General features: G+C 40.4%; 25 protein-coding genes. 17 read left to right on the top strand and 8 right to left on the bottom strand.

Annotation, left to right across the window (positions count from 1 at the left end; genetic code table 11):
* The first annotated feature begins 104 nt into the window (after positions 1–104).
* The 5 genes from rlmKL to rmf all read left to right on the top strand — a co-directional run bounded on the left by rlmKL (position 105) and on the right by rmf (position 6,787).
* Positions 105–2,216: a bifunctional 23S rRNA (guanine(2069)-N(7))-methyltransferase RlmK/23S rRNA (guanine(2445)-N(2))-methyltransferase RlmL gene (rlmKL, locus tag KO534_RS05560; protein WP_215928213.1), complete on the top strand. Its 2,112-nt coding sequence runs from the start codon at positions 105–107 to the stop codon at positions 2,214–2,216.
* A 15-nt stretch (positions 2,217–2,231) separates the two neighbouring features.
* Complete coding sequence (locus tag KO534_RS05555; RefSeq protein WP_215928211.1) at positions 2,232–2,465, top strand: glutaredoxin family protein; 234 nt, start codon at positions 2,232–2,234, stop codon at positions 2,463–2,465.
* The gene (uup, locus tag KO534_RS05550) at positions 2,462–4,363 is read left to right on the top strand and encodes an ATP-binding cassette ATPase Uup (protein WP_215928209.1); all 1,902 of its coding nucleotides are present in this window, start codon (positions 2,462–2,464) and stop codon (positions 4,361–4,363) included. Before KO534_RS05555 ends, uup begins: the two co-directional genes overlap by 4 nt.
* Before the next feature lie 59 nt (positions 4,364–4,422).
* Positions 4,423–6,159: a DUF3466 family protein gene (locus KO534_RS05545; protein WP_215928207.1), complete on the top strand. Its 1,737-nt coding sequence runs from the start codon at positions 4,423–4,425 to the stop codon at positions 6,157–6,159.
* A 451-nt stretch (positions 6,160–6,610) separates the two neighbouring features.
* Positions 6,611–6,787, top strand: coding sequence for a ribosome modulation factor (rmf, locus tag KO534_RS05540; protein ID WP_215928204.1), 177 nt, complete (start codon positions 6,611–6,613; stop codon positions 6,785–6,787).
* A 73-nt stretch (positions 6,788–6,860) separates the two neighbouring features.
* Here rmf and fabA read toward each other — a convergent pair whose 3' ends face one another.
* Positions 6,861–7,379, bottom strand: coding sequence for a 3-hydroxyacyl-[acyl-carrier-protein] dehydratase FabA (gene fabA / locus KO534_RS05535; protein WP_215928201.1), 519 nt, complete (start codon positions 7,377–7,379; stop codon positions 6,861–6,863).
* 126 nt (positions 7,380–7,505) lie between these two features.
* Between fabA and KO534_RS05530 the strand changes: the two genes are divergently transcribed.
* Both KO534_RS05530 and KO534_RS05525 read left to right on the top strand, forming a co-directional pair.
* A complete protein-coding gene (locus KO534_RS05530; RefSeq protein WP_215928198.1) occupies positions 7,506–7,757 on the top strand; it encodes a hypothetical protein in 252 nt (83 codons plus the stop codon).
* Position 7,758: 1 nt separating this feature from the next.
* Positions 7,759–8,478 (top strand): DUF1624 domain-containing protein, encoded by a 720-nt coding sequence (locus KO534_RS05525; protein ID WP_215928196.1) that lies wholly within the window; start codon positions 7,759–7,761, stop codon positions 8,476–8,478.
* Positions 8,479–8,540: 62 nt separating this feature from the next.
* On the opposite strand, the gene KO534_RS05520 is transcribed toward KO534_RS05525, so the two are convergent.
* Entirely contained in the window at positions 8,541–9,833 is a 1,293-nt protein-coding gene (locus KO534_RS05520) for an NAD(P)/FAD-dependent oxidoreductase (protein ID WP_215928195.1), read from the bottom strand.
* Between the two features lie 377 nt (positions 9,834–10,210).
* Between KO534_RS05520 and KO534_RS05515 the strand changes: the two genes are divergently transcribed.
* The 5 genes from KO534_RS05515 (at position 10,211) to KO534_RS05495 (ending at position 15,967) form a co-directional block, all read left to right on the top strand.
* A complete protein-coding gene (locus tag KO534_RS05515) occupies positions 10,211–11,563 on the top strand; it encodes a dicarboxylate/amino acid:cation symporter (RefSeq protein ID WP_215928194.1) in 1,353 nt (450 codons plus the stop codon).
* A complete protein-coding gene (locus KO534_RS05510) occupies positions 11,563–13,218 on the top strand; it encodes a Na/Pi cotransporter family protein (protein WP_215928193.1) in 1,656 nt (551 codons plus the stop codon). The genes KO534_RS05515 and KO534_RS05510 overlap by 1 nt, the downstream gene beginning before the upstream one ends.
* Before the next feature lie 108 nt (positions 13,219–13,326).
* On the top strand, positions 13,327–14,364 hold the full coding sequence (locus KO534_RS05505; RefSeq protein ID WP_215928192.1) for a mechanosensitive ion channel domain-containing protein: 1,038 nt from the start codon (positions 13,327–13,329) through the stop codon (positions 14,362–14,364).
* A gap of 361 nt (positions 14,365–14,725) precedes the next feature.
* Positions 14,726–15,223, top strand: coding sequence for a putative adhesin (locus KO534_RS05500; RefSeq protein ID WP_354667907.1), 498 nt, complete (start codon positions 14,726–14,728; stop codon positions 15,221–15,223).
* Between the two features lie 579 nt (positions 15,224–15,802).
* Positions 15,803–15,967 carry a hypothetical protein gene (locus KO534_RS05495; protein WP_215928188.1) on the top strand — a complete coding sequence of 55 codons (165 nt, stop codon included), beginning with the start codon at positions 15,803–15,805 and terminating at the stop codon, positions 15,965–15,967.
* A 23-nt stretch (positions 15,968–15,990) separates the two neighbouring features.
* Here KO534_RS05495 and KO534_RS05490 read toward each other — a convergent pair whose 3' ends face one another.
* The 5 genes from KO534_RS05490 to KO534_RS05470 all read right to left on the bottom strand — a co-directional run bounded on the left by KO534_RS05490 (position 15,991) and on the right by KO534_RS05470 (position 19,747).
* A complete protein-coding gene (locus KO534_RS05490; protein WP_215928186.1) occupies positions 15,991–16,284 on the bottom strand; it encodes a chaperone modulator CbpM in 294 nt (97 codons plus the stop codon).
* Between the two features lie 2 nt (positions 16,285–16,286).
* Entirely contained in the window at positions 16,287–17,240 is a 954-nt protein-coding gene (locus KO534_RS05485) for a DnaJ C-terminal domain-containing protein (protein ID WP_215928184.1), read from the bottom strand.
* 167 nt (positions 17,241–17,407) lie between these two features.
* Positions 17,408–17,785 (bottom strand): response regulator transcription factor, encoded by a 378-nt coding sequence (locus KO534_RS05480; RefSeq protein ID WP_252731965.1) that lies wholly within the window; start codon positions 17,783–17,785, stop codon positions 17,408–17,410.
* 114 nt (positions 17,786–17,899) lie between these two features.
* The gene (locus KO534_RS05475) at positions 17,900–18,547 is read right to left on the bottom strand and encodes a response regulator transcription factor (protein ID WP_215928181.1); all 648 of its coding nucleotides are present in this window, start codon (positions 18,545–18,547) and stop codon (positions 17,900–17,902) included.
* 6 nt (positions 18,548–18,553) lie between these two features.
* Positions 18,554–19,747 carry a two-component system sensor histidine kinase NtrB gene (locus KO534_RS05470; RefSeq protein WP_215928180.1) on the bottom strand — a complete coding sequence of 398 codons (1,194 nt, stop codon included), beginning with the start codon at positions 19,745–19,747 and terminating at the stop codon, positions 18,554–18,556.
* Between the two features lie 239 nt (positions 19,748–19,986).
* Here KO534_RS05470 and KO534_RS05465 point away from each other — a divergent pair, with 239 nt between their 5' ends.
* Positions 19,987–20,751: a helix-turn-helix domain-containing protein gene (locus tag KO534_RS05465; protein WP_215928179.1), complete on the top strand. Its 765-nt coding sequence runs from the start codon at positions 19,987–19,989 to the stop codon at positions 20,749–20,751.
* Positions 20,752–20,815: 64 nt separating this feature from the next.
* Entirely contained in the window at positions 20,816–21,241 is a 426-nt protein-coding gene (locus tag KO534_RS05460; RefSeq protein WP_215928178.1) for a universal stress protein, read from the top strand.
* A 141-nt stretch (positions 21,242–21,382) separates the two neighbouring features.
* Here KO534_RS05460 and KO534_RS05455 read toward each other — a convergent pair whose 3' ends face one another.
* Entirely contained in the window at positions 21,383–21,571 is a 189-nt protein-coding gene (locus tag KO534_RS05455; RefSeq protein WP_215928176.1) for a YgaP family membrane protein, read from the bottom strand.
* A 119-nt stretch (positions 21,572–21,690) separates the two neighbouring features.
* Here KO534_RS05455 and KO534_RS05450 point away from each other — a divergent pair, with 119 nt between their 5' ends.
* Genes KO534_RS05450 through KO534_RS05440 form a run of 3 tightly spaced genes read left to right on the top strand, consistent with a single transcriptional unit; the run spans position 21,691 to position 26,366 of the window.
* Positions 21,691–21,990 (top strand): ArsR/SmtB family transcription factor, encoded by a 300-nt coding sequence (locus tag KO534_RS05450; RefSeq protein ID WP_215928173.1) that lies wholly within the window; start codon positions 21,691–21,693, stop codon positions 21,988–21,990.
* Between the two features lie 9 nt (positions 21,991–21,999).
* Positions 22,000–25,320 (top strand): efflux RND transporter permease subunit, encoded by a 3,321-nt coding sequence (locus KO534_RS05445; protein WP_215928171.1) that lies wholly within the window; start codon positions 22,000–22,002, stop codon positions 25,318–25,320.
* On the top strand, positions 25,317–26,366 hold the full coding sequence (locus KO534_RS05440) for an efflux RND transporter periplasmic adaptor subunit (protein ID WP_215928169.1): 1,050 nt from the start codon (positions 25,317–25,319) through the stop codon (positions 26,364–26,366). The genes KO534_RS05445 and KO534_RS05440 overlap by 4 nt, the downstream gene beginning before the upstream one ends.
* Positions 26,367–26,378: the final 12 nt, after the last annotated feature.

Here is a 26,378-nt window from a genome sequence, read left to right as displayed (position 1 = left end):
TGATAAAATCCTCCTGCCCATTATTTACCGATTAAACATGCGCTTAGATGACAATTACCGTATAATCGCGGCCGTTTTAATCATAGAGTATCTTGAGTCGCGCAATGAGCCAAACCACGTTCGAATTTTTAATCACTACGTCTAAGGGCTTAGACGGATTGCTGTTAGAAGAGATAGCAGAAATATGCCCAGACGTGGCACTAAAATCTAAACCTGGCCAAGTGTTGTTTAGCGGTCATCTCGCTGATGCATATAAGGTTTGTATTTGGTCTCGTTTGGCAAACCGCGTGTTAGTTAAACTTGCCGAAGGTGAAGTGAATAGCGCTGATGATGTCTATAAGGTAGCAGATCAGGCTAACTGGTCAACTCATTTTGGTGTAAATGATACTTTTATGGTCGACTTTACTGGTACTAATCAGAGTATTAATAACACCCAGTTTGGTGGCTTAAAAGTGAAGGACGCCATAGTCGATCAGTTTTCTACGTTTTTTGATGAGCGACCATCGGTCAGTAAAATATCTCCTAGCATACGAGTTCAAGCGCGTATGTGGCGCAGCATCCTAGGCATCTATATCGATTTAACGGGACAAAGTCTGCACCAAAGGCATTATCGAGCGAAAACCGGTATAGCCCCGGTTAAAGAACATTTAGCCAGTGCCATGTTAATAAGAAGCGGTTGGTGTAAGAATACTCAAGCGCCACTCATAGACCCTATGTGTGGTTCTGGTACTGTTGCTATTGAAGCCGCGATGATTGCTGCAAATATAGCACCCGGTCTAAAACGCCAGTCTTGGGGTTTTGAAGCTTGGAAAGAACATGATAAATCTGCATGGGATCAATTAATTAAGGAATCAGAGCAAGCCGGCCGAAATCATGATGGCGTGATTTGGGCGAACGATATTGAGCGCTCAATAATAGCGGTGGCCAAAGAAAATGCTGCCGCTGCAGGGGTGTCTAACTTAATCAAATTCAGCCAACAAGACGCGTGCACGCTGCCCTCATCAAATTTACCTAGCGGTTACATAGTGAGTAACCCTCCATATGGTGAAAGGTTAAGTGAAACAACACAACTAATCCCAGTGTTCCAAAAGTGGGGAACCTGGTTAAAACAAGAGTTTAAAACGTGGCATCTGTCGCTGTTAACATCAGACCGCAATTTGTTACGGGAAATGAAGTTAGCAGCCAAGAAAGAATATAAATTAATGAACGGCAAATTAGAATGTTCATTGGTTAACTTTGAATTAGATGAAAAAAATTGCCAAGTTAGAGAAAATAAAACCATTAATAATGATTTTGCTAATCGCATTTCAAAAAACTTAGTAAAGACAAAAAAATGGTTAAAAACTCAAAACACCAATTGTTATCGAATTTACGACGCTGATTTACCTGAATACAATGTGGCAGTAGATAGATATGCAGATTACCTAGTGGTTCAAGAGTATTCAGCTCCTAAGGATGTACCCGAACAAAAAGCTAAAAAGCGATTACAAGACGTAATGATGTCTTTGCCCCAAGCCACAGGGGTAGAAGCAAATAAGATTATTCTTAAAGTCAGAGAGCAACAAAAAGGTAAAAACCAATACCAAAAAGTGTCACAACGAAAAGAAACCATCGAAGTGTTTGAAAACGGTGCAAAATTTCAAGTGAACTTATATGACTACTTAGATACTGGATTATTCTTAGATCATCGAGTGACAAGGCAGTTGGTTCAAAAAAAATCTAAAGCCAAAGATGTGCTCAATTTATTTGCCTACACTGGAAGTGTATCCGTGCACGCGGCCTTGGGTGGAGCAAAGTCTGTTACCACAGTGGATATGTCAAACACCTACATTGATTGGGCGAAAGAAAATTTTAAACTAAATAAGTTAAGCGGTGCCTACGAATTTATTCAAGCTGATTGTTTAACTTGGTTGAGTCGCCACAATGGTAAGTACGATCTCATGTTTATTGACCCCCCATCTTTTTCCAACTCAAAACGAATGGAAGGAACTTGGGATGTACAAAGAGATCATGTTGCTTTAATCACCGATGCGTTAACTTGCCTTAATCAAGGTGGTGAAATCTTGTTTTCAAACAACTTACGCCAGTTTAAGTTAGATCAAGCAGCCCTGAGTAGTTTAGGACTGAAAATCCAAGATATATCCAAGCAAACTCTGCCAGAAGATTTTCTGCGCAATCCAAAAATACACCATTGTTGGTCACTTGTTAAACACTAAGGTGGATTAGGTTTTATGGGTTTAATTTTATATACAGGCCAAGGTTGCTGCCTTTGTGAACAGGCAGAGGCGTTACTTAAGGAAGTGGATAAACACGCAGCATCTAAGCTTGAAAAAGTCGATGTGCGTTCAAGCGCGGATTTGTATCATTTGTTTGGTGCGCGGATACCCGTTTTATTCCGAGAAGATAACCAAACTGAATTACCTTGGCCATTCGATTCTTTTCAAATAGGTGAGTTTTTACGTTGAGTTTATTGCAGTTAAAAAATGCCAGTATCATTCTTGGTCATCCCCCTTTATTAAATGGTATTGAATTAGTCATTCATCCAGGAGAAAGGTTGTGTCTAGTGGGTCGCAATGGTTGTGGCAAGTCCACTTTACTTCGAGTGATTGAAGCTGATATCAAATTGGATGACGGTCAACGTTTGATAAATAGGGAAGTAAAGGTTTCCCGTTTACCACAAGATCCACCAGCAAGTGTGCAATGTAGTCTGTTTGATTATGTAGCAGAAGGGTTGGCTGAGGTAGGGGAGTATCTAAAGGGATATTTTCACACCGCAGATTTAGTTGCAGAAGATCCCTCTGATGCGAATATGGCCAAGTTAGAGTTCTTCCAGCAGCAACTTGACCATCACAATGGTTGGCAGCTTGAGCAACGTATACAGCAGGTTTTAACCAAACTTCAGCTTGATCCGAATCAACAACTAAGCAATTTGTCTGGAGGTTGGAGAAGAAAAGCCGCGTTAGCAAAAGCTATGGCGAGTGAACCAGATATTCTACTTTTAGACGAGCCTACAAACCACTTAGATATTGACATGATCAAATGGCTTGAAGATGCCATTATGGGGTATTCAGGTGCGGTAGTATTTGTTAGTCATGACAGGGCATTTATTCGCAGAGTTGCCAGTCGTATCATCGATTTAGACCGCGGAAACTTAGTGAGTTATCCAGGTAATTATCAAGCATATCTCGACCAAAAAGCACATGATTTGGAAGTGGAAGAAGCACAAAATGCGTTATTCGACAAAAAGTTAAGCATTGAAGAAGCATGGATAAGACAAGGTGTTAAAGCTCGCCGTACCCGCAATGAAGGACGAGTACGTGCCCTCAAAGCATTGAGAACTGAACGCTCACTTAGAGCCAACAAATTAGGCACGGCTAAAGTCAGTGTCAGCGAGTCTAAGAGCTCAGGAAAAATAGTTTTTGAAACCGAAAACCTTCATTACAGCATTGCCGATAAACTGATTGTAGAGTCCTTAACTACCACTATTCTTAGAGGGGAAAAATTAGCGTTAGTCGGACCTAACGGCTGTGGTAAGAGTACCTTGATTAAACTGTTATTGGGCCAATTGTCACCAACTTCAGGTGTAGTTAAATCGGGCTCAAAGCTTGAAGTGGCATATTTTGATCAACACCGAGACCAATTAGATGGCGAGCTAAAAGTCATAGATGCTATTGCTGACGGAAGAAGAGAAGTCACACTCAATGGTAAAACTAAACATGTCATGAGTTATCTACAAGATTACTTATTTACACCAGAACGTGTCAATTCCCCTGTAAAATCCCTATCTGGTGGAGAAAAGAATCGATTGTTATTGGCGAAGTTGATGTTAAAGCCTAGCAATATTCTTATCTTAGATGAACCAACAAATGACTTAGACGTAGAAACCTTAGAACTGTTAGAAGATACTATATGTAGTTATCCTGGAACGGTCATTTTAGTTAGCCATGACAGGGAGTTTGTTGATAACGTAGTCACATCGAGCTATTTCTTCGAAGGTAAAGGGAAAATTAGAGAATTTGTTGGTGGCTGCACTGATATCAGCAACTGGTACGCTCAACATAGGTCACAAAAAGTGACAAAAGTTGCAACTAAACCTCAAACTCAGAGTCCTAAAAATATTTCTGCGGAAGTAAAGGCTAAAAAGTTATCATATAAATTACAACTTGAATTAGAATCTTTACCTTTGAAAATTGAATCGCTTGAAAATCAAATAGAGAATTTACAACAATTAGTCAATTCTCCTGATTTTTTTAGCCAAGGAGCGGAAAAATCAGACCCCGTACTTGCAGAATTAGCTGAAACAGAAAAGTTGCTAAACCAAAGTTATGAAAGGTGGGATGAGATTGAAGCTTTGAACGAATAACATAATATAAAAAAGAAAATAACAATTAACATATTAGTAGTAAGTAGGATTAATTATACATGACTAAAACAAGGCTAGCCGCCGCATTATCTTTAGCCCTTTTGGTAGCGCCTAGTACCCAAGCTGCTAAGTACACAGTGGTTGAATTACCTGTTGCTGATAAAGGACAAAATAGTTTCCCTAGTGCAATCAATCAAGATGGCAATGTTACAGTCAATGTGAACTCGCCGTTCAATATACCTATTGATTTAGATTTATTAGATTTTGAATCTGAAACTTTAATCAGTCTGCTAACTGATGTTCAAGCAGCGAGCAATGGCGATTTCAATAGTGTTGATTATCAGTTGTTACTGGCCTTAATAAGTTCAGCGGATGGTACCCAAAGCTCGCAGCAAATTGCTAATCGTATTAGTTTTTTAGCCTCTGAAAATGAAACAGATTACATTACTGGTTTTGATCAACTCACCGACTTCAGTAACGAGTTTTCAATTGCTACTAATACTAACGTTAGGGATATTAACAATTCAGGTATGGCTGTGGGTAGCGGTGAAGGGTTTTACAATAAAGTAGACTATACCTTTGAAGACGGAGACGATGTCACGTTTATCGTGCACGAATTTGGAACACGCGGTTTTGTTAGTTTGGGAAATAGAATAGTTGATTTACCCGCGCCTGAAACTATCGCTGGCGGTTTTAGTGATGCCTTTGGGATTAACGAAAGTAATCAGGTTGTAGGTTACGGTTCAACTTCATTTTTAACTGATACGTTAGAAACCGCCATTGAAGACTGTGAAGATGAGGGACTTGTAGACGACGACGATCCTGATACCACTGACTTTCCATCCAGAGGGGACGTTCCAATTGAGTCCTGTATCAGTAGTGTAGTGACAACATTTAGTAATTCCGTTACCTCTTATGCGCATCTCAGAGGGTTAATCTGGCAATTAGACGACCAAGGTAATTTGTTAGATACCAAAGAACTAGGATTACTTTTTGAGCCAGAAGCCGAAGATACTACCGTTTATAGTAGTCAGGCCATAGCAATTAACGATAATGGTATTGCTGTTGGAATTTCAAACGGGGAATATACGGAAAGTGACGTCACCGTAATCCGTAATTACGGTGTAATATTTGATGGTGACGAAATTATTAATTTAACCCCCGATCCTGAACGTATAGTGGCTAGAACCTCAAACACTATCAGTACCGCCCAAGATATCAATAATGATAATCTGGTGGTGGGCTATCAAGTTAAATCGGTAAACGGTACCAATAGAACCAAGTTTTACGTTTACGATATGAATTTGTCAGAGTTAACTTTCCCTGATGACTTCTTTTTGGGATCTTCGAGCGTAGCGTTAGATATCAATAACAATGGTCAAGTTGTTGGTTATGGAGATATCGATGCCTCGTTAACAGGACGTCGCACTGAAGGTTTTTTATACGATCATCAAACCCAAGAGTTTAGTGGTTTACAAAGTCTAATTGACTGTGATTCACCTTATAAAATAGTGCAAGCGAATAGCATAAATGATAACGGAGAAATCGCTGCAACGGCTAGATATCAAGGGCCATCAAAGGATGCTTCGGGAGAAGTGATCCTCGATTCAGCCGGTAGTGAAATTATAGTTGACTTAGTCACTGCGGTTAAACTGGTTCCAATAGTAGGTGGTGAAATTGAAGCATGTGATGTACCCGATGAAGAGAATAGAGATAGGCAAGGCGCTAACCTTTCATGGATATTGGGAATTGGCTTGTTAGTGCTAGGCTTTCGACGTATAAAACGTTCAGTCTAACTTAATGTATGTTAAACACAAAGAACCCGCCTAAAGGCGGGTTCTTTGTTTATGTAAGTAATAATCATAATGACTCATAAGTCACTTTGTTTACACCCATGCTTAGACGTATAAACTTAGGCGGGGTTGAGTGCTCATTAGCTAAATGATAAAAGTGATCGTTGAGATAAATACGCACTATTGAGCTATAAAAGAGCTATGAATATTCGTCTTTTGACACACCTCTAGACTAGAAAACGAGCGTAGATTTGTATTATTACATTTATGTTAAAATAGCCGGTTTTATATACAAATTTAGTTTATGGGCAAAAAACACACTTTTTCAATCAGTTAAATAATGTCAAATAATTTAACTAACATTTACTATTGAACCAAACATCAGTATCCACTATCTCTATTACGTGGTGATCAATTCTCCACAGGTAATTAATCATTCAAAAGAGGAAACTCAATGAAAAGACAAAAAAGAGATAAACTTTCAAGGGCGCATTCTAAAGGTTACCAAGCAGGCATAGCAGGTCGTTCAAAAGAGAACTGCCCGTTTCATACTTCAAATACAAGATCTGAGTGGTTAGGAGGGTGGCGAGAGGCCATCGGAGATAGAAGTATCGGACTAATCAGTCGATAAATAGTTAAATTAATAAGCCCCAGAATTGGGGCTTTAATTTTTATAAAACATTCATGGTGACCATTAAACCGAATTAAAAGCTACTGGTATCTTGGAATAATCCTACTTTCAAATCATTCGCTTGATAAATCACTCTACCGTCAACGGCCACTGTTCCATCACCTAATCCCATAAATAGTTTACGTTTGATGACACGTTTTAAATCGATTCGATAAGTCACTTTTTTAGCCGAGGGTAACACTTGTCCAGTAAATTTAACTTCGCCGACTCCCAATGCTCTGCCTTTGCCCGGTCCACCTGACCATCCCAAGAAAAATCCAACTAATTGCCACATCGCATCGAGTCCTAGGCAACCTGGCATAACTGGGTCGCCAGGAAAGTGGCAAGCAAAAAACCAAAGGTCTGGAGTAATATCAAGCTCCGCTACTATATAGCCTTTATCGTGAGCTCCGCCGGTTTCATATATTTCAACAATGCGGTCCATCATTAGCATATTTGGTGCCGGCAACTGGCTATTTCCGGGCCCGAACAATTCCCCGGTACTGCAAGATAAAAGTTCTTCTTTTGTGAAACTATTTTGTTGTACTGTCATTCTATATACTGCCTAAATATTCTGAGGTGGGTAATTTAGCGAACAGTTGTAAGCTAAACAACTCTGAACAGTGATATATTTCACCTTTTGAGCAATTTAACCTAAAGATATGAATTTTTGAATGATATGAGCCAAATTAAACGCAGTGCTAATGCCGAAAAACAACGGCGCTTCAGAGAAAAACAGAAAGACAAAGGAAAAAAACAGGTGAGGGGTTATGTTACTCCCCAAGCCATGGACTGTTATGCAGAGTTATCCGAAAAAACAGGTTGGACAGACAGTGAAATGTTATCAAATGCGTTACGCATAACCTATGCAGCATACAAGTGTGGGCAAATTAAGCTTTTAAATGAATGGCTTAAGGATCACCAAAAGTAAAATGGAAAACACTCAAGTCGCTAGGAATACTAGAAATTACGAAACTGATTTACTCAGAGGTGTAGCCATAATCTTGATGGTTATTTTTCACTTCAGTTACGATTTAACAGTGTTTAATTGGGCTTATTTTAGTACCAGTGAAGATTTTGAATGGCGAGTATTTAGGGCGATCATTGTGAGCTGTTTTTTGTTGGCTGTGGGTATGAGTAGTTATTTGGCATATCATCACTCAATAAATAAAAAGAAGCTCGCTATGGCAATAGCTAAGCTGTTTTCTGTTTCGCTTTTTATTACCTTAGGCAGTGTATTAATGGACCCAAATACTTGGGTGTACTTTGGGATCATACATTTTATTACTGTAGCGCTGCCAGTTTCAGTTTTGTTTGTTCGAGCTCCGAACTTGGCGCTAGTACTAGGTATTTTGTGTATAGCGGGTTATGGAACTAATACCTATGATCTGTATCCGTTATGGGAGTGGAGTGTGTTTCATCTTGGTATACCTACCTTTACCGTGGATCTCGTGAGCTTTTTTCCTTGGATAGGCGTGGTGCTAATCGGGATATTTGTTATGCACAAGAGACTTTTCAACATTAGGATTAAACCAAACGGAAAGTTAAACAAAGTGGTATTTTTGGGGCAACATTCGTTGATTATTTATTTGCTGCATCAACCTATTTTATATGGTTTTTTTGGGGTAACAGATTTAATTTTAGGCCGTTAGATCGGCTTACAGACAGGTAAACTGGATATCAATTTATCTGTCTGTAGTTCGTGTTGTGTGGGTTAATGCAGTTTCAGTTTGGGTCCTACAATATTACTTAGTTTTCTAGTCAGTAATACCAACAACCCCTTACGCCAACCATGGACGGCAAACTGATGCATATTGTATAGAGAAATATAGACCAATCTTGCAATGCGGCCTTCGATAAACATACTGCTATTACTTAAACTACCCATAAGGCTTCCGACGGTACTATATTTACTTAAATGTACCAGAGAGCCATAGTCGGTGTAGTGGTAGTCAGCTAGTGGCTTATCTTTGTTGATATTGATTAAGTTTGTAGCCACTAAACTTGCCATCTGATGAGCGGATTGGGCACGCGGTGGTACCCATGTTCCGTCCTCTTGCTTAAAGCCGCAACAATCACCAATGACAAATATTTGTTCACTTATAGTACTTTGCAAATGTGTATTGACTAACACTTGTTGTGCTTTATTTGTTTCAAACAAATTGAGTCTTTGAATAAAGTCAGGGGCCTTGATCCCAGCGGCCCATACTAGAAGGTCTGCTGCAATTAATTGGTCATTGTTAGTAACAAATCCCGCCTTTTCAGCTTTAACTATTCGAGTCCCTTCGAGAACTTTAATGCCCAGTTTTGTTAGGGCTTTTTTGGCTGATACTGCAATTCGTTCCGGTAGGGCAGGTAATATCCGCTTCCCTGCTTCAATAATTGAAATTTCTAAGCGTTCTGAAGACATGGCAGGCATACCATAGGATCGAGCTAAGTTAGCCACATGATGCAATTGAGCTGCTAATTCAGTTCCAGTTGCGCCAGCTCCAACAATCGCTACTTGTAGTGTACTGTCGCTGTCTGATTGTTGATTGATCCTTAACAATTGATTTAATAATGCTTTATGAAAACGCTCGGCTTGAGCCAAGGAATCTAAAAAGTAAGCGTGTTCAGCTACTCCAGGTGTACCAAAATCATTACTGACACTGCCAATTGCTAGCACTAAATAATCGTAGTCAATTACTCTACTAGGCAACAGCGGTTCCCCTTGTTCATCTAAGAGAGGATCCAGTGTAATTTGTTTGTTCAACGGATCAATGTTACTCATGTTTCCGAGTTGAAATTGATAGTTGTGACGAGCGGCATGAATTCGGTAATCCACACCATCAGAGTTTTTATCTATCACCCCAGCCGCCACCTCATGTAATAAAGGTTTCCAAACATGGGTAGGCTGCCGGTCAACTAAAATGATTTTTGCCAGACCTTTTTTGCCTAATGCTCGACTCAGTTGACTAACGAGTTCTAAGCCACCCGCGCCTCCGCCTACAATAACAATTTGTTGCATGGTATTTCCTAAAAGTAATGTAAAAACTGGAGGCGCTTTTGAGTCTTGTGAATAGTATGGGGAGAACAATGGGAAAAAGTATAATTGATATAAACACAATAATTGCAAATGTATAACGCGATGTGATGATCATGCATAAAATTTCTATATCTGTCTAGGGACGATATAGAAACTCAGTTAAGTTTTGTTTACTTGTTTACTTGTTTACTTTTTTACTTGGGGTTTCAACCTAAACAATCATAACCTGCCAGTTAATTAGTTGACTTGCGTCAAGACCATTAAAAGGTCCCCTTGTTAAGCTGCAATATTGCTAATAATTACTGCTTGTTGTTTTGAATTAACTAGTGACTCAAGCTGTAAACGACTAGTGGTAGCACATGAAATCATTTATTGTCAGTCCTTTTAAAAACCTAGCCAATCAACTTGACAACCTTATTAATGGTCGGCTTTGGTTGAAAGTCATCATAGCGTTAATTTTGGGTGTGATTTCAGGCATATTACTAGGTCCAGATTTAGGATTCGTAAAAAGTGAATTAGTCGCCGCCCTTACCGCATGGCTAGCGCTACCTGGGCAGATATTTTTAGCCGTCATTCAGATGATTGTTGTTCCTCTAGTCGTTGCTTCTATCGTCAGAGGGTTAGCAGCTAACAATAACCCCGCAGCCATTAAACAAAATGGTTTAATTGCGTTAATTTTTATCATGTTTTCTACAGCGATTGCAGCTGCAGTTGGGATTGCATTAGCATTAAGTATTCAGCCTGGTCAGTTTGTTGATGCGAGTGCACTGGTAGATATGCCTTCAGCGCCAGCCACTGGTGATATTGTTCAGAGTTTTCCCGCCATGTCGGAACTCCCTGACAAAGTGTCAGCGCTGATCCCCAAAAATCCACTGGCGTCTATGGCATCCGGAGAGATGCTACAAATTATTTTATTTGCAGCGGTGCTCGGTGCAGCTATGTTGTCAATACCAGCGCAGCAATCTAAGCCATTATTTGACTTGATGGGTGCGTTACAAGACGTCAGTCTGCGCATTGTTTCTTGGGCTATGTTGCTGGCGCCGATTGCTGTTTTTGGACTGATTACACGTTTAGTGGCAAATCTAGGGGTCGAGGTATTGGCAGGAATGGTAGTTTACGTGGCAACAGTCGTACTTGGACTGCTCATTCTGGCATTTCTATATTTTGTTGTTGCTAAAGTGACACTCACACAAACAGTAGGCGAGTTCTTCAATAACGTTAAAGAGTTGCTATTGCTGGCTTTTTCTACTAGTAGTTCAGCAGCTGTAATGCCGATTAGTCTGCAAGTTGTTGAAGACAAACTAGCGGTTAATCCGGAAATAGCACAATTCTTAATTCCTTTAGGGGCCACCATTAATATGACTGGAACTGCAATGTATCAAGGCGTGGCGACGGTATTTTTAGCTCAGGTGTTTAACGTTGATTTAAGTATGTTTAGTTACATTTTTATCGTGACTATGGCTATTGCTGCGTCTGTTGGATCGCCGGCAACGCCTGGCGCTGGTATTATTATATTGAGCATGGTGCTCGAAGGAGTGGGAATTCCCGCGGCGGGAATTGCACTCATCCTTGGCGTAGATCGCATTTTAGATATGTGTCGAACCTCAGTAAATGTATTGGGTGACGTTGTTACGTGCACAACGGTTCAACGTTTTACTGGCCATTCAAATATTTCCCTTAAGCCGAGTAACCTAACTGAGAGCAAAATATAGTGGATTCGATAACGTTAATGGGCACAATACTGGGTGGACTTGGTCTATTTTTACTGGCTATCGGTATGATGACTGATGGCCTTAAACTGGCTGCGGGTTCCTCCTTAAGAAAGTTACTTGCAGAATCAAGCAGAACCCCTTTAAGGGGAATTTTGTCTGGGTGTTTTATGACGGCAGTAGTGCAATCCTCGAGCGCTGTTACCGTGGCTTCCTTAGGTTTTGTGAACGCTGGCCTCATTAGCATGCGTCAAGCATTGGGAATAGTCTATGGCGCTAATATTGGCACCACCATGACGGGGTGGTTGGTTGCAATTTTAGGCTTCAAGTTTGATATTCAGGCGTTTGCTCTACCCATGGTTGGTGTGGGAATGATTCTAAAACTGGTCAAACAAAAGGGGAAATTAGCGTCTTTTGGTTTAGCGTTGGTAGGCTTTGGGTTATTTTTTATCGGTATAGATGTGCTTAAAACTTCATTTGAGGGTTTGGTGCAAACATTTAATCTTAGTGAACTTACCGCTGAAGGAATATCAGGTATTTTTACTTTCCTGTTAGTTGGTATTGTAATGACGATGCTAACTCAAAGTTCGAGTGCTTCAATTGCTTTGACGATAACCGCAGCGTCCTCCGGAATGGTAGGGATATATGCGGCCGGTGCGATGGTTATAGGTGCAAATATTGGCACAACTTCAACAGCACTGCTTGCGGCAATAGGTGCCACTCCTAGCGCGAAACGTGTAGCAGCCGCCCAAGTGATATTCAATTCGTCAACCGCTTTAGTTGCTTTGGCGGTTATGCCTTTAATATTTTACCTAATTGAAGCTTTTGCTCGGTTTTTTGAAATGAATTCTGATGCAGCAATATCATTGGCACTTTTTCACAGTGTATTTAATATACTCGGCGTGTTGTTGGTGTTTCCATTTAATGATCGTCTAGCGAATTTCCTCGAGGGGCGCTTTCATGCTCGAGAAGAAAAAGACTCACATCCACAGTTTTTAGACAACAGCATCGCACAGACCCCAGTCATCGCTGTTAACGCTCTGGTGCTCGAAAACCTTGCACTGTCTGACAAAGTGATTAATTTGTATGCTTGTGCCATAAAATCGAGTTCTTCGGGACTGTTTCACCTTGAAAAAGATGTCAAAACGGTGAAATTACTGTCGGCTGAAATATCAAAGTTTATTGCCAATATTGGACGTGTTGAACTGGGCGATGACACCACTGCAGACCTCGCGACTTTGTTGAGAATTGAACAGTATTTTCTCAGTTGTACCCTAACGATAGAGCAGTTTGCTTATCAGTTTGAGAAAAGAGAAGCGTTTGCAATTCAACTGTTAGAGCAGGAAATGACAGATTATTTGGCTAAGGTACTGACTTTTATGCAAAGTAGCAGAACAACAGAGTTTGGGACCTTAGATATACAGCAAATTCAATTAAATGAGCTAAATTCAAGTCACGATAATTTAAAAGGGAAATTGCTGGTCGAAGGAACCCGCTCACAAATTTCTATTACTCAAATGTCAGAATCAATTGATGTGCTAGCCGAAGTATTAAGATTGGCTCAACAATGGAACAAGGCGCTCATTCGAATTAAAACACTGCAAGGAAAGCTCGACTTTGAAGATAGTCCAGTACCTGAAGCTGTAGCTGACAACTAAAAATTCGCGTTTTATCGGCAATGACATATTCATGATGAAATAATCAAGGGTATAATTAACGCAAAGTAGTGCCAAGCTCGGTATTGACTAGATAAGGTATACATTAAAATGAGCAGTTTTTTCGATCTGTTGTTAGCCTTTGGTGGCGTCGCTAAAGTACTTACTACGATTTTATTAAGTTTTATCGTTTTAGCATTACTGAATCGATACCTTAGAAGTTACTGGGAAAAACGTAAATTTCAGTTCCAACTGCTGATGTTGTGCCTCACCTTTGTTGCCGTTGTAGTAGTCATTATTGTATTACCATTGAGTGATGCATTACGTGGACAGTTATTATCGCTATTTGGTATTTTGCTCAGTGCTGCAATTGCGTTTGCCTCCACCACATTTATTGGGAATATTCTAGCGGGAGTGATGTTACGGGTAATTAAAAACTTCAAATTAGGAGATTATATTACAGTTGATAACATCACCGGCCGTGCTACTGAAATGAACCTATTGCATGTTGAAGTGCAAACAGAACAGAGTGATTTAGTCACTATTCCAAACATCCATATGGTGACATTTCCCGTAAAAGTGGTACGGAGTTCAGGGACTATAGTCTCTATCGATATATCGTTGGGATACGACATACCTCGACAACGAATAAGTAAACAACTCTGCTTAGCTGCTGAAGATGCGGGCTTGTCTGAAGGGTTTGTTCAAATACGAAATTTAGGCGACTTTTCTATCACTTATCGTATTGCAGGGCATCTAAAAGACACCTCAAATTTAATTTCGGTTAGAGCAAATTTGCACAGTTCGGTGTTAGATCGTTTGCACGCTGATAATATCGAGATTGTTTCGCCTAGCTTTATGAATACTAGAGCGATAGACGAACAGCCAATTATTCCTGTGCCACAACTCGTTAAAGAAGAAATAAGTGAAAATAAGTTAGAAACCTTAGCGTTCGAAAAAGCGCAAAAGGCGTCGTCGGTGGCTAAGGTTCAGACTGCAATTGATCAACTAAGCGCTGAATTAGACCAAGGCAAAAACAGCCTAAAGCCTCAAGACCAAAAAGCAATTGAAGAAAAATTACAGGTATTGAATGTTCAATTAGATGAAGAACAAGAACGTTTGCGAGAGCAAGATCTCAAAAACGACTAGTAACGGCTGGGAGCTATTTTTCTAATCTAGATTTTTTCTAAGGCACACCGCCGCTAAAACGAGTGCATAGACAGTGAATTGAATCTGCCAATAAACATTAGGTGAAATTAGTGTGATTAGTAAGGGAGACTGTCGGTCTAATTACCAAGCTAAAGAGGTGATTTTTCAACTCAATAGTCAGCTTATTGGTTTTGTGGTGACCAGAGTATTGGTACTTCAAATCTTCTACAGATTTAAATTCGAATTGACTGGTTGGGTAAACTATTCAGTCATTTAAAATTCATGGAAAGGGTGGTTTATTACTCCTATACTTTGAGGCTCTTCTGTTTTTCACCGTTTTTTGACTATAAAGGAAAATGTCATGGCCACACATACCTCTGGATCAATCGAAGTCGAACATAGGGAAGGAGCCAAGAGCGCAGTTATCTATGCTCACGGGGGCTGGGCTGCGGGAGGGTTTATAGCTAAAGGGAGTGGTATGACGATAGTACCGCCATGGACCACTGTCGTCTTCCTAGCTGCGGACGGTGAGCCAGCTCTTGCTCCAAGTCCTCAGCGTCTTGTGAGTGGCGCGATTGGCGAGCAGATCATTGGTGGTATAAAAATGCATGAGGAAATTATGTTTTCCTCTATTGCCCAGAACGGTAGTACAGTGAAAAACTATGAAATTTCTCGGCATCAGCAATCTGATAGCGTGGGGAACCGATTAAACATTAACCGTCCCCAAGGCAAAGTATGGTCTTTGATTATGCCTATTGAAGGTAAGAGCCCGAAGTTATCGGACGTATTCGCTGAGTTAAGTAGACTGAAACTGGAATACGAAACGCTGTTTTACGCCGCTTGTCGAGTCAATTTGTAGGCGGATTACAGGTTAAGACATCGTTATTTTCATGGTGAATCATCATTTATTGTTTAGTATTTTATTTTCAGTTTTTACAATCTCTGGATCTGTATATCCGAAAACTATTTCAGCTACAGTAAGTGAGTCTGACGGTGTCTTATTTATGAATACACCCATTTTAACTCTCAGCTCTGCAATATGATTGTCACTCCGGTAGTCACTTCAATATGCTTGTCTCTCCCGTAGTCTCTACAATACGATTGTCTCTCCGGTAGTCTCTTCAATATGCTTGTCTCTCCCGTAGTATCTACAATACGATTGTCACTCCGGTAGTCTCTTCAATATGATTGTCATTCCCGCAGTCTCTACAATACGATTGTCTCTCCGCTAGTCTCTTCAATATGATTGTCATTCCGGTAGTCTTTTAAGCCGGAATCGGATTTTCTCAAACGTTAAGTCTACAAATAGATTCCTGCTAACACCATGCAGGAATGACCAGTTATTTGATACTGTTTACAGAGACATATTTGGACTCTCCGCTATGTTGGACAGAAGCCCAAACCAGACACCTCATCGCACACCAGTATTCAACAATGCATGAAATCAATAAATCAAAAAGCAGCCACTACCACACTGATGTCGTTCGTGGGCAGCTCCAAGCAAGACATGCCTAAAGGCATCGCCTATGCACTCGAAGACCACTGCGAATTAGTCGACACCACAGGTAGAATCATAAGAGACAACAATGCAGGTCACATATGAGCCTATACTCCTATTGAGATCTCTTAGCGGTTCAGTCGTGCTTTCAACTGGGAGTTTTCCTTTTCTAATTGTTGTTTTGTTTTCATTAATTCTATTATCATGGCTGTTGCGACCCAGTCTAGGTGTAATTCTTGGCTTAGTTTAACCGCCTTTTTAATCCACATAGCACTTTCTATATCAAATGCCCATTTTGCTATGCTTTCATCTTCAATAGGGGTTGCAATGCCGTATTCTACCACTTCAACTATCGCTTCTTGGCATATACCCGCATTGAGACACAGTTCATCAATACGAATTTGATAGGTAATATTACTCATGGCTAATTGCTCCAATCTTGTCGAGGATTAAATTGTTCTATTTCTGCGAGTTGTTCCCATAACCTTTTAGTTTCGTTGTTGGTTGTGGGCGGGATAACAATCTTAACAACAACTAATAAATCACCTTGGGCTGTTTTGTTTTTAAGTCCTTTACCTTTTATTCGTAACTTTTTACCTGCATTGCTATTGGCAGGGATATTTAGACTGATTTTTCCAGAAAGTGTGGGTACTTCGAGTTTTGTTCCTAGGGCCGCTTCCCAAGGCGTAACTGGGACTGTCAATAATAGGTTTAAACCTTGTACATCAAACAAGGGGTGGGGCACTAACCTAATATGTAAGAATAAGTCACCATTCAATTGGGTGTGTTCTTCGGATGCACCATGAACTGGAGCACCTTGACCTTTGACTCTAATGCGTGCGCCATCTGCAACACCAGCGGGTATTTTTACATTTAGAGACTTTTTAATTTGTTTACTTTGTTGACCATCAAAAACAGGTATTGAATATTCTAAACTCTTTGTTAACCCAGACACAGATTCCTCTAGGAATATAGGAACTTCCATTTCCAGATCTTGACCTTTATGTTGCTGGGCGCCGTCAGATCCAAAACCTTGTGCTCGGCCGCCAAAAACAGAATTAAAGAAGTCAGAGAAGTCTGCGCTGGAACCATTATTAGCACTATGATTGCTTTCATAAGATTGCCATCCAGGGGGAGGTGTAAAGCCTTGTTCTGAATTTGCACCATAACTTTTCATCTCATCGTACTCAGCACGTTTGGTCTGGTCTTTTAACACTTCATAGGCTTCAGCTACCTGTTTAAATTTTTCTTCTGCATCTGCGTCTGGATTCATGTCAGGGTGAAACTTAAGAGCCAGTTTTCGATAGGCCTTTTTGATTTCTTTTAGTTCGGCATCTTCGTTTACACCCAAAATTTTATAGTAATCTTTAAACTCCATTATTGGTTCCTTTACATCAATTTAGGTTATCCCCATGCAGAACAAGCTAATTGTTATGCCCACTTGATACTATTGTTATTGTTGTATTCCAAGAGAAGAATAGCTTTTCCTATCTTCTCGTTAACTCTTGACTGTGTAGTTAGGAATATCGATTAAAATATAACAATTTATGTTCGCTCTATAACATCCAAAACTGTCTTGACTAGGGTGTTTTCTATGAAAGGCTTTTCTATAAAATCAATGGCTTTAGCTTGCATTGCACGAACGGCATCACTAACGTTACCGCTTGATGACAGAACAATTGTGGGTAACCTTAGACCAAGATTATTGATATGTTTGAGTAATTCAATGCCATCCATGTTAGGTAAATTAACCTCAACAATAAGGCATGATGCTCTGGTTCTTAATTTATTGTTAAGAAAGTGCTCTGCTGACTCAAACACTTCAACTGTCAGTCCACTGAGTCTTAGAACTGCAGAAAGTGATTCCATTAACCTTTGATCATCGTCGACCAAATAGACGATTGGTTTTTCAAAAGTACTCATTGTTTTGCCATTGATACCCAAATTACACTGTAATTGTTATTTACTAGACTTGAGATTAGTGTTGGTAATTATCGGTGTCTACTTCAGGTATTGGCAATAAGCATTTATACCTAATTAACTAGTAGCAGAGGCATCAATTACAACTTTAACAAGCTCAGCTAATGACCTTACCTCCATTTTATCCATAACATGAGCCCTATGGATCTCAACGGTCCTCTGACTTAGATGTAAATCAATGGCGATCACTTTATTGGCTTTTCCTGCCACTATCGCTTCAAGTATTTGAGTTTCGCGGTTAGTTAGTGATGCTAATTTCGCTTGGGTTTGTTGTATTTTTTCGAGTCTTTGTTGGTTTTTAAAGTTTACTTGAAGGGCTTTTTGAAGCGCATCTATAAGTTGTTGCTCTCGAAAGGGTTTTTGAATAAATTCCATCGCGCCATGTTTCATCGCTTCCACAGCCGTTGGTACGTCTCCATGACCTGTGACAAATATAATCGGTAGACAACATCCCAGTTTTTCGAGCCTATGTTGGCATTCTATGCCACTGATTAGCGGCATTCGAATGTCCAACATGATGCAGCCATTGTGTTTGTCGAAGCTTTCTTCAACATAGGCATCCAAAAACACTTGAGCATTTTTGTAGCATATATTACTTAGTCCTATGCTATCTAGCAGCATGGAGACTGAATCTAAAACGGCTTCATCATCATCCACTACATGCACAATGGGTGAAGAAGACTCATGTTGGGTGGTTCTATTCATTTGCTGTTAATTCTCTGTATTTTCTTGGTTTTTAGCGGTGGCAGGTAAGTGAAACGAAAATGTACATCCAGATGGGTGATTAGCCTCAAAGTAGATCCTTCCGCCATGTGCATGAATAATGGTTTGACTCACTGACAACCCCATACCCATCCCTGATTCCTTGGTAGTAAAAAACGGGTTAAATATACTGCCAATCGTTTGTGCATCCATTCCCAAGCCACAATCACTCACTGATACCTCGATAAGTTCATCTGATAACCATTGGCTTTTTATAATTAAAGGCGCGCCTTTTATATGTTCCATCGAATCAATCCCGTTACGGATAAGATTCAACAACACCTGTTGAATTTGTACAGGGTCAACTAACAATTCTGGTTCTTTTATACTTTCCAATTTTACTATGACTTCATGATCTAAAATACGCGTATCGACTTTAGCCAATTTGACTGTCTTAGTGATTAACTCATTGAGATCAACGTATTCACGTTGTGAGATACGCTTCTTAACGAAGGTTCTAAGTCGATCAATCACGTCACTGGCTCTAATGGCTTGGTCACAAATTTTATCTAAGGTAGCGGCTACTTTTTCAATGCTCTGTTGTGAACCAGACTCTAGCAATCGTTTAGATGCTTGGGCATAACTGGATATGGCGGTGAGTGGTTGATTCATTTCATGGGCAATACCAGCTGCAAGCTCACCCATAGAGCTTAATCTTGATGCGTGAGACAAACGATTTCTATTGTCTTGCGCCTCCATTTTATCGCGTTCTTGTTCTGATATATCTCTAATAATGCCGACAAACTGGATGTGGCTAGAGCCTTTTACTTCACCTACACTGAGAAAAATAGGAAATTCTTCTCCGTTGGATTTCTTTCCTTTTACTTTTCTACCTGTACCAATAATTTTTGCTTGGCCGGATGTCATATAAGAGGAGAGGTAAGTATCGTGTTCGCGGCTAAATGGGGCAGGCATTAACATCTTTATATTTTTACCCAATACCTCCTGACTACTGTATAAAAACATTTCTTGAGCCGCGCTATTGAAAAGCTCAATTGTGCCTTTCTTATCAATAATAACCAGGCCGTCAACGGCGGCATTAAGTAAGGCAATTAATCTTTCGTTAGCATCTTCAATGGTTTCTTTACGTTCACTACTATCTGATAAAAACCGGCCCAAATTTGTACTGTCAGATGCTGACATGAGTTGTTCCCATATAGTTCTATATACCCTAAACGCCATTAAACCTGTAATTTCTTAGGTTGTTGCATTTCGCCAAATAGCGCCGCGGTTATAGGTAGTTACCGAAACATTTTACGCGATACTTCGGATAGCGAGCGCTAGTAGGTAAGTTATATTATTTAGGTAACAAGTGAAAGCGACAGCTAGACAATTATGCCGTATGTCAGTTGATACTCTAAGTTTTACGAGGCATTAAAAGTATGGATAGTTCATATCAACCTAAGAATGATCGTTACAGCGAGTCTCCACTTATTGGTAATCATAGAGGGACTCAATACAACACCCATCACTCAACGCGAGGACATTCTCATCGTATTTTCCAGCGAAGGGATAACTTGTTTGCTGCTGGTGATTACTTTGAAGGTGTTTATATTTTGCGTTCCGGTTCAGCTAAAGCATTTATTACATCTAGAAACGGTGAAGAGCATATAACCAAATTTTACTATCCAGGTGATATGTTAGGACTCGATGGATTTGATGTAAATATGCATACACAGTCGGTACGATTCCTTGAAACCAGTAGTGTGTGCCTAATAAAAGCATCACAGGTTCAAAACCTAATGGGTACCGACCAAAAGTTTCGTGAAGCAATATTGCAATCAATGAGTCACAACTTAGCCTGTGATAGCGCCATGATGATGTGTCTCAGTACTTGTTCAAGCGAACAAAAAGTCGCACGGTTTTTAATGGACTTGTCTATCAGTTTTTCTGAAAGGGGACTGTCAGCGGGAGAGTTTATTCTTAGTATGACACGTACTGATATCGCCAATTATTTAGGCATGGCGATTGAAACGGTGAGTCGCATATTTTCAAGTTTTCAGGAAAGACACATAATCTCCGTACAACAACGCTTTTTGAGCATCGTTGACTTCGCTGCTTTGAATGCGTGCGTTTCAATCGATGTTTGTGCTAAGACTGCCGCCAATAATTCAAGTTCAAAGAAAGCTATTTTGACCATGAATTGAGGGATGTTTCTGCAATCACAACTAAACCAATAAAGAGTGTGAATCACTTTTTTGGAGAGTAAATATGAAAAAGTACCAACGTATTTTAGTGGCGATTGATATCTATTCTGAATATGATCATGTACTTCAACGAGCTTTGTCTATTGCTACCAATAAGTCTCATCTACATTTGGTTTTTGTTACTTTACCCAGTACCTATTTTCAGCCTTACATTAGTGACGTAGGAGGTGAGTATGTCGCTGAGATCCACAAACAAGCAAAGCTATGTTTACAAGATATTGCCACAAAAAACCATATACCGACTAAACAAGTTTATCTACCTATTGGAAATACGGCTGATGAGATCCACACACTAGCTGATGAAATGCATGCTGATCTTATTGTAATCGGTACTCATGGACGCAGTGGCGTGAAACTGCTATTGGGGTCGACAGCTAACTCAGTGTTACACGGCGCGAAACAAGATGTTCTGGCTGTTAAAATGGCTTAGTCGGTTCGATAGTCAAAAAACACTGAATGAATCAATTCAAGTAGTCTCTGTATGAATATGCCTTGCCTCCCATTTCGACATCAATCGCTAACAGTGAAATGCTTGGAGCACGTGTTTGAGTGTTCCCATTAAACGGATAGGCTAATCCTGGAGCCCTAATTTTCTGAGTATGGTCATCATTGGGCACCACCGCGTAAAAGCAGACTGAATCAAATTGGCTGCAATAAATATAGTAAAAAACACCCAGTTGGCGTGTACGTAATAGGTCAGTAACAGCGATACTAGAATCATGACCCCGGCGACTAATCTTAATGCTTGATTAACGTTCATTTTTTACCTCTATTATAGGATTGAATTGAATTACTTTTTATATTAGATAAATCTAATATTAGACAAAACTAATGTAAAGGGTATACTATCGTAAGTCAAATCAAACTGGAGTGCTTTAATTGGATCTAGATCAAATAAAAGCCAATGCGTCTGAGGCAGAATCATTTCTAAAAATGATAGCCAATAAAAATCGCTTAATGATCTTATGTAGCCTAGTTGCCGGAGAATGCTCAGTAACCAAATTGAATGAATCAGTCCCGCTGACTCAATCGGCTTTATCACAGCATTTAGCGGCTCTAAGAAAGGCAGGAATGGTGTCCACTAGGCGTCAAGCGCAAACCATTTATTACTCGGTTACCGACGTTAAAGTGAAACAAATAATCGAAAAAATGTATGAATTTTTCTGTGATACACAGTAGTACAAGGCTATGAAACAACATCCAATAGATAGATTAGTTGCTTATTCTTTAAACGGTGGTTTTCCGCAGTTTGTGTTTGTTATTGCGTTATTTTTAGGGGCCATTGCCCTTACTTATACACCGCGAGAAGAAGAACCACAAATTGTTGTGCCCATGATTGATGTGTGGGTAGATGTGCCCAATCTATCTGCCCGTCAAGTTGAGAGACAAGTCACCATAACCCTTGAAAAATTGATTAAACAAGTACCAGGTATAGAGCATATATACTCGACGTCTCGTGATGGTGGATTAAGTGTTACCTTGCGCTTTGAAGTAGGTGAAGACAGAGAAAGGGCGTTACTCAATACTTACAATAAGCTTCATTCCAATCAAGATAAAATCCCTGAAGTGGTAACAGATTGGATCGTAAAACCCATTGAGGTTGACGATGTTGCGATACTTATGATTGCATTGTTCAGTACTGCACCAGATCTCTATTCGGACTACGATCTACGTAGAATGGCACAAGAAACCTCAACAGTCATTCAAAGCTTACCTGATACCAGCGAAGTCAATATAGTGGGTGGCCGCTCAAGAGAGATACAAGTACTGCTTGATATTCAGTCACTCGCTGCAAGGCAAACGAGTGTGATGAATGTCATGGACGCATTGGCGATATCGAATCAGTTGTCTAGACATGGCGAACTGCAACTTAGACAAGAGTCGATAATAATTGAGTCAGGAGATGTCATTCGCGATCTCCAGGAACTGAAGAATATAGTGGTTAATGTCATCAATGGAAAAATGGTGATGCTTAAGGATGTCGCGCAAATTATTGATGCACCTGCTGAGCCTCAAAGTTACCAGTGGTTAGAGTTTGCTAGTGCTTCCAAAAGTCAACTACTAGACAAGTACCCTATGGTTACCATCAGTGTAGCTAAACAAAAAGGCAGTAACGCGGTAACAGTTGCCAACAATGTATTGGCGAAAATGAGTGAGTTAGAAACGCAGTTATTGCCACAAGAAGTGCACTACGAGTACTTGAGAAATTACGGGCAAACCGCTAATGAAAAAGTCAACAATTTAACCTCTAGCTTGGCATTTGCAGTCTTTACTGTGGTGGTGTTTATTGGTGTGTTTTTGGGCTGGCGTCAGGCAATAGTCGTGGCGCTAGCGGTACCGATATGTTACGGACTGACACTGATGTTGGATTTTGCGTTTGGTTACACTATCAACAGGGTCACTCTATTTGCTTTAATTTTATCACTTGGTTTACTAGTGGATGACCCGATCACCGGTATCGACAATATCACAAGATTTTTGGGTAATAAAAATAGCTCTAAAAAAGACAACATTATTAACGGGATGTCAGAAATACGACCCGCTCTTATTATGTCAACTATTACTATCATTCTAGCCTTTGTACCTCTGGCATTTATTACAGGCATGATGGGCCCCTACATGGCTCCAATGGCGTTTAATGTCCCGGTAAGTGTGATGATTTCCACCTTCGTTGCCTTCGCGATCACGCCTTGGTTGGCGGCGAAACTATTAAAACCGACAACCACTGAAGTAGATGAAAACAAACATGGGCTGTATTCGCGTTTGTTAAACCCTTTAATACTCAAGAAGGGACGTAGCAAATTAGGTTTATGGATAGTTCTAGTGTTGTTTATCATTTCTTGTGCGCTGCCTTTGATGCGAAGTGTACCGCTAAAATTATTACCTTTTGATAACAAAAACGAGATTCAGGTGTTGATTGATATGCCACAAGGCACATCTTTAGAACAGACCTCGGCTAAAGTAGAAGAAGTGATAGAAATCGTTAAACGCTTGCCAGAAGTGAAAGCCATCGCCAGTTACATCGGTCAACCATCTCCAATCGATTTTAACGGTATGGTACGCCAACATTATTTACGGCAGTCACCTGACCTTGCTGAATTACGTGTGACCTTATTAGATAAATCCGAGCGTGAGCACCAATCTCATGCAATTGTTTTAAGACTTAGAGAACAACTAGCAAAACTACAACAGACACATCTGACAATAAAAGTGGTCGAAGTACCTCCCGGGCCTCCTGTATTGAGTACCTTTGTGGCAGAAGTCTATGCCGAACCGTTTGTGAGTCCACAAGTACACCAAGCAGCCGCACAAAGTTTAATGCAACGCCTTAAATCAGAAGCACACGTGGTAGAAATAGACTCAACAATTAACAGCGAACAACAAATCTGGCGTTTTGTCACTGACAAACCAAAAGCCGCACTTTCTGGGATTTCCACAGTCGATATTAACAATGCCTTAGGCGTGGCTATCACTTCGAAAAGAGCCGGCATATATCAAGTTGAAAACGACGCGTCACCAGTCCCCATAGAAGTAAAGTTGCCTTACGAAAATAGACAATCTTTAACTGATATCTTAAGTCTTCAAGTTTTGGGACAAAATGGAATAGCACAACAAAACACTGGTTTAGGATTAGAATCATCACCACAATCCTTAGTCAGTTTGGCGGAACTTGGGCATTGGCAACAAACGCAAGTATCTCAACCTATCTTACGCAAGGATCTGGTACCGGTCATCTATGTCACAGCAGAGTTATCGGGGCGTACACCTGCTGAAGTCATTGCAGACTTGAGCACAGATTTAACTGCAGATCTTGATACTTCCGCTTCAAGTCAGTCTAACGACCCAATAGATTGGAAAAACCGAACTTATTTGCAACCGGGCGGTGGTGAGCCGTGGCAACTACCCGCTGGCACATCCTACTCATTTTCTGGTGAGGGGGAATGGAAAATCACTGTAGATGTGTTTAGAGATATGGGCATTGCTTTTGCGTTTGCTTTAGTAGCAATCTTTTTTCTGCTTAAACTACAAACTTCTAGCTCCGCTCTAGCTTTGATTATTATGTCGGCGATCCCTTTAACTATTATCGGCATAATGCCGGGGTTTTGGCTGTTGAATCAATTTGGAGAACGCACTATTGCAGGGGCACCTGATCCTATTTTGTTTACGGCTACCGCCATGATAGGCATGATTGCCTTGGCGGGCATAGTCGTTAGAAACTCTTTGATTTTAGTCGAGTTTATTACGCTGGCTAGAGCCAAGGGCATGAACATTAAACAAGCACTGTTGGCAGCAGGGGAGGTTAGAATGAGACCCGTACTACTCACCGCGGGTACAACCATGCTAGGCAATTTAGTGATAACACTTGACCCCGTTTTTAGCGGCTTAGCATTGGCCATTATTTTCGGCATTATTGCATCAACACTGTTTTCATTGTTTGTGGTGCCTATGGTGTATTTCTTAGTATTTGAAGATAGCCCAAGTCCACAGTTACAGGAGCAAACAATATGAGTTTTAAAAAATGGGGGATCCCGCTGATAACTGTTGTGGGATTATTGCTAGTTGTAGCTTGGATGGCTGGGGTGTTTAGCAGTCGTGTGGCGCCGGGGTTATTAGAGCGCTCAAGTAATAGTACTGTAGAGAGTTATAGCGTCATGCTCAGTAGCAAACCCAATATCGAGTCTATTCCAGCTGGAATAAAAGCCAGAGAAGCAACCCTAGTCTCCAGCCAAATTCTATCTCGAATTAAAAATATACATGTCAGGGCAGGGGAAAGTGTAGTCCAAGATCAGTTACTTGTTACGCTCGAAAGTGCTGCTTTAAAGGCACAATTAGCTCAAGTGGTGGCGATGGAGGAAGCGGCTCAGGCTTCGTTAATTGAATCTCAAGAAACGCTAGAAAGGACTCAAGCACTTAAAGATAAAGGCTTAGTTTCACAAAGTGTACTTGATAACGCTATTGCTGGTTTCCGTCGCTACGATTCTGAAGTTGTAGCCGCAAAACAGCGTAAACAAGCAGCGCAAACAGCCCTTGAATATACAGAAATCGTTTCTCCTTTTTCCGGCGTGGTCGTTGAAAGGTCTGCTGAGCCAGGTAACATGGCGTCTCCCGGACAACTACTGTTGTCTTTGTATGATCCTCTGACTTTGCAAATTGAGGCAGATGTGCGTGAATCATTGGCTATCAAACTACAGGTTGGGCGAAAAATATCTGTGGAAATAGATTCTCTTGGTAAAAATATTGACGCTACCATAGTAGAAATTGTGCCGGCCGCTGATCCCAATGCACGCTCGTTCTTGGTTAAAGCAGGTATAGAGTTCGATCCACAATTGAAACCAGGCATGTTTGCCAGAATGCTAATCGAAGACGGTACCAGCGAAGTGCTGTCTATACCCGTTAATTACGTTAAAAGTTACGGGCAACTTGATATGGTGTGGTTATTACAAGACGGTGAAATTAACCGTCGTTTTGTACGTTTAGGAAAAACTCAAGGTGATCAAGTAGAAATTATTTCAGGTCTCAACTCCGGTGAAACGCTTGTTTTGAGCGCCATTTAAACATGACATATA

Source organism: Paraglaciecola arctica, from assembly GCF_018861065.1.
Classification (GTDB): Bacteria; Pseudomonadota; Gammaproteobacteria; order Enterobacterales; family Alteromonadaceae; genus Paraglaciecola; species Paraglaciecola arctica_B.
This window is presented reverse-complemented; position numbering and strand designations above follow the sequence as displayed.

Excerpts from the sequence above, each read along its gene's own strand:
- KO534_RS05480 (WP_252731965.1), bottom strand. The coding sequence starts at position 17,785 with ATGAGTACTTTTGAAAAACCAATCGTCTATTTGGTCGACGATGATCAA.
- KO534_RS05555 (WP_215928211.1), top strand. The coding sequence starts at position 2,232 with ATGGGTTTAATTTTATATACAGGCCAAGGTTGCTGCCTTTGTGAACAG.
- KO534_RS05515 (WP_215928194.1), top strand. The coding sequence starts at position 10,211 with ATGAAATCATTTATTGTCAGTCCTTTTAAAAACCTAGCCAATCAACTT.
- KO534_RS05490 (WP_215928186.1), bottom strand. The coding sequence starts at position 16,284 with ATGAGTAATATTACCTATCAAATTCGTATTGATGAACTGTGTCTCAAT.
- KO534_RS05530 (WP_215928198.1), top strand. The coding sequence starts at position 7,506 with ATGAGCCAAATTAAACGCAGTGCTAATGCCGAAAAACAACGGCGCTTC.
- KO534_RS05440 (WP_215928169.1), top strand. The coding sequence starts at position 25,317 with ATGAGTTTTAAAAAATGGGGGATCCCGCTGATAACTGTTGTGGGATTA.
- rmf (WP_215928204.1), top strand. The coding sequence starts at position 6,611 with ATGAAAAGACAAAAAAGAGATAAACTTTCAAGGGCGCATTCTAAAGGT.
- KO534_RS05455 (WP_215928176.1), bottom strand. The coding sequence starts at position 21,571 with ATGAACGTTAATCAAGCATTAAGATTAGTCGCCGGGGTCATGATTCTA.
- KO534_RS05520 (WP_215928195.1), bottom strand. The coding sequence starts at position 9,833 with ATGCAACAAATTGTTATTGTAGGCGGAGGCGCGGGTGGCTTAGAACTC.
- rlmKL (WP_215928213.1), top strand. The coding sequence starts at position 105 with ATGAGCCAAACCACGTTCGAATTTTTAATCACTACGTCTAAGGGCTTA.
- KO534_RS05465 (WP_215928179.1), top strand. The coding sequence starts at position 19,987 with ATGGATAGTTCATATCAACCTAAGAATGATCGTTACAGCGAGTCTCCA.
- fabA (WP_215928201.1), bottom strand. The coding sequence starts at position 7,379 with ATGACAGTACAACAAAATAGTTTCACAAAAGAAGAACTTTTATCTTGC.
- KO534_RS05525 (WP_215928196.1), top strand. The coding sequence starts at position 7,759 with ATGGAAAACACTCAAGTCGCTAGGAATACTAGAAATTACGAAACTGAT.
- KO534_RS05445 (WP_215928171.1), top strand. The coding sequence starts at position 22,000 with ATGAAACAACATCCAATAGATAGATTAGTTGCTTATTCTTTAAACGGT.
- KO534_RS05505 (WP_215928192.1), top strand. The coding sequence starts at position 13,327 with ATGAGCAGTTTTTTCGATCTGTTGTTAGCCTTTGGTGGCGTCGCTAAA.
- KO534_RS05545 (WP_215928207.1), top strand. The coding sequence starts at position 4,423 with ATGACTAAAACAAGGCTAGCCGCCGCATTATCTTTAGCCCTTTTGGTA.
- KO534_RS05500 (WP_354667907.1), top strand. The coding sequence starts at position 14,726 with ATGGCCACACATACCTCTGGATCAATCGAAGTCGAACATAGGGAAGGA.
- KO534_RS05460 (WP_215928178.1), top strand. The coding sequence starts at position 20,816 with ATGAAAAAGTACCAACGTATTTTAGTGGCGATTGATATCTATTCTGAA.
- KO534_RS05475 (WP_215928181.1), bottom strand. The coding sequence starts at position 18,547 with ATGAATAGAACCACCCAACATGAGTCTTCTTCACCCATTGTGCATGTA.
- KO534_RS05485 (WP_215928184.1), bottom strand. The coding sequence starts at position 17,240 with ATGGAGTTTAAAGATTACTATAAAATTTTGGGTGTAAACGAAGATGCC.
- KO534_RS05470 (WP_215928180.1), bottom strand. The coding sequence starts at position 19,747 with ATGTCAGCATCTGACAGTACAAATTTGGGCCGGTTTTTATCAGATAGT.
- KO534_RS05495 (WP_215928188.1), top strand. The coding sequence starts at position 15,803 with ATGAAATCAATAAATCAAAAAGCAGCCACTACCACACTGATGTCGTTC.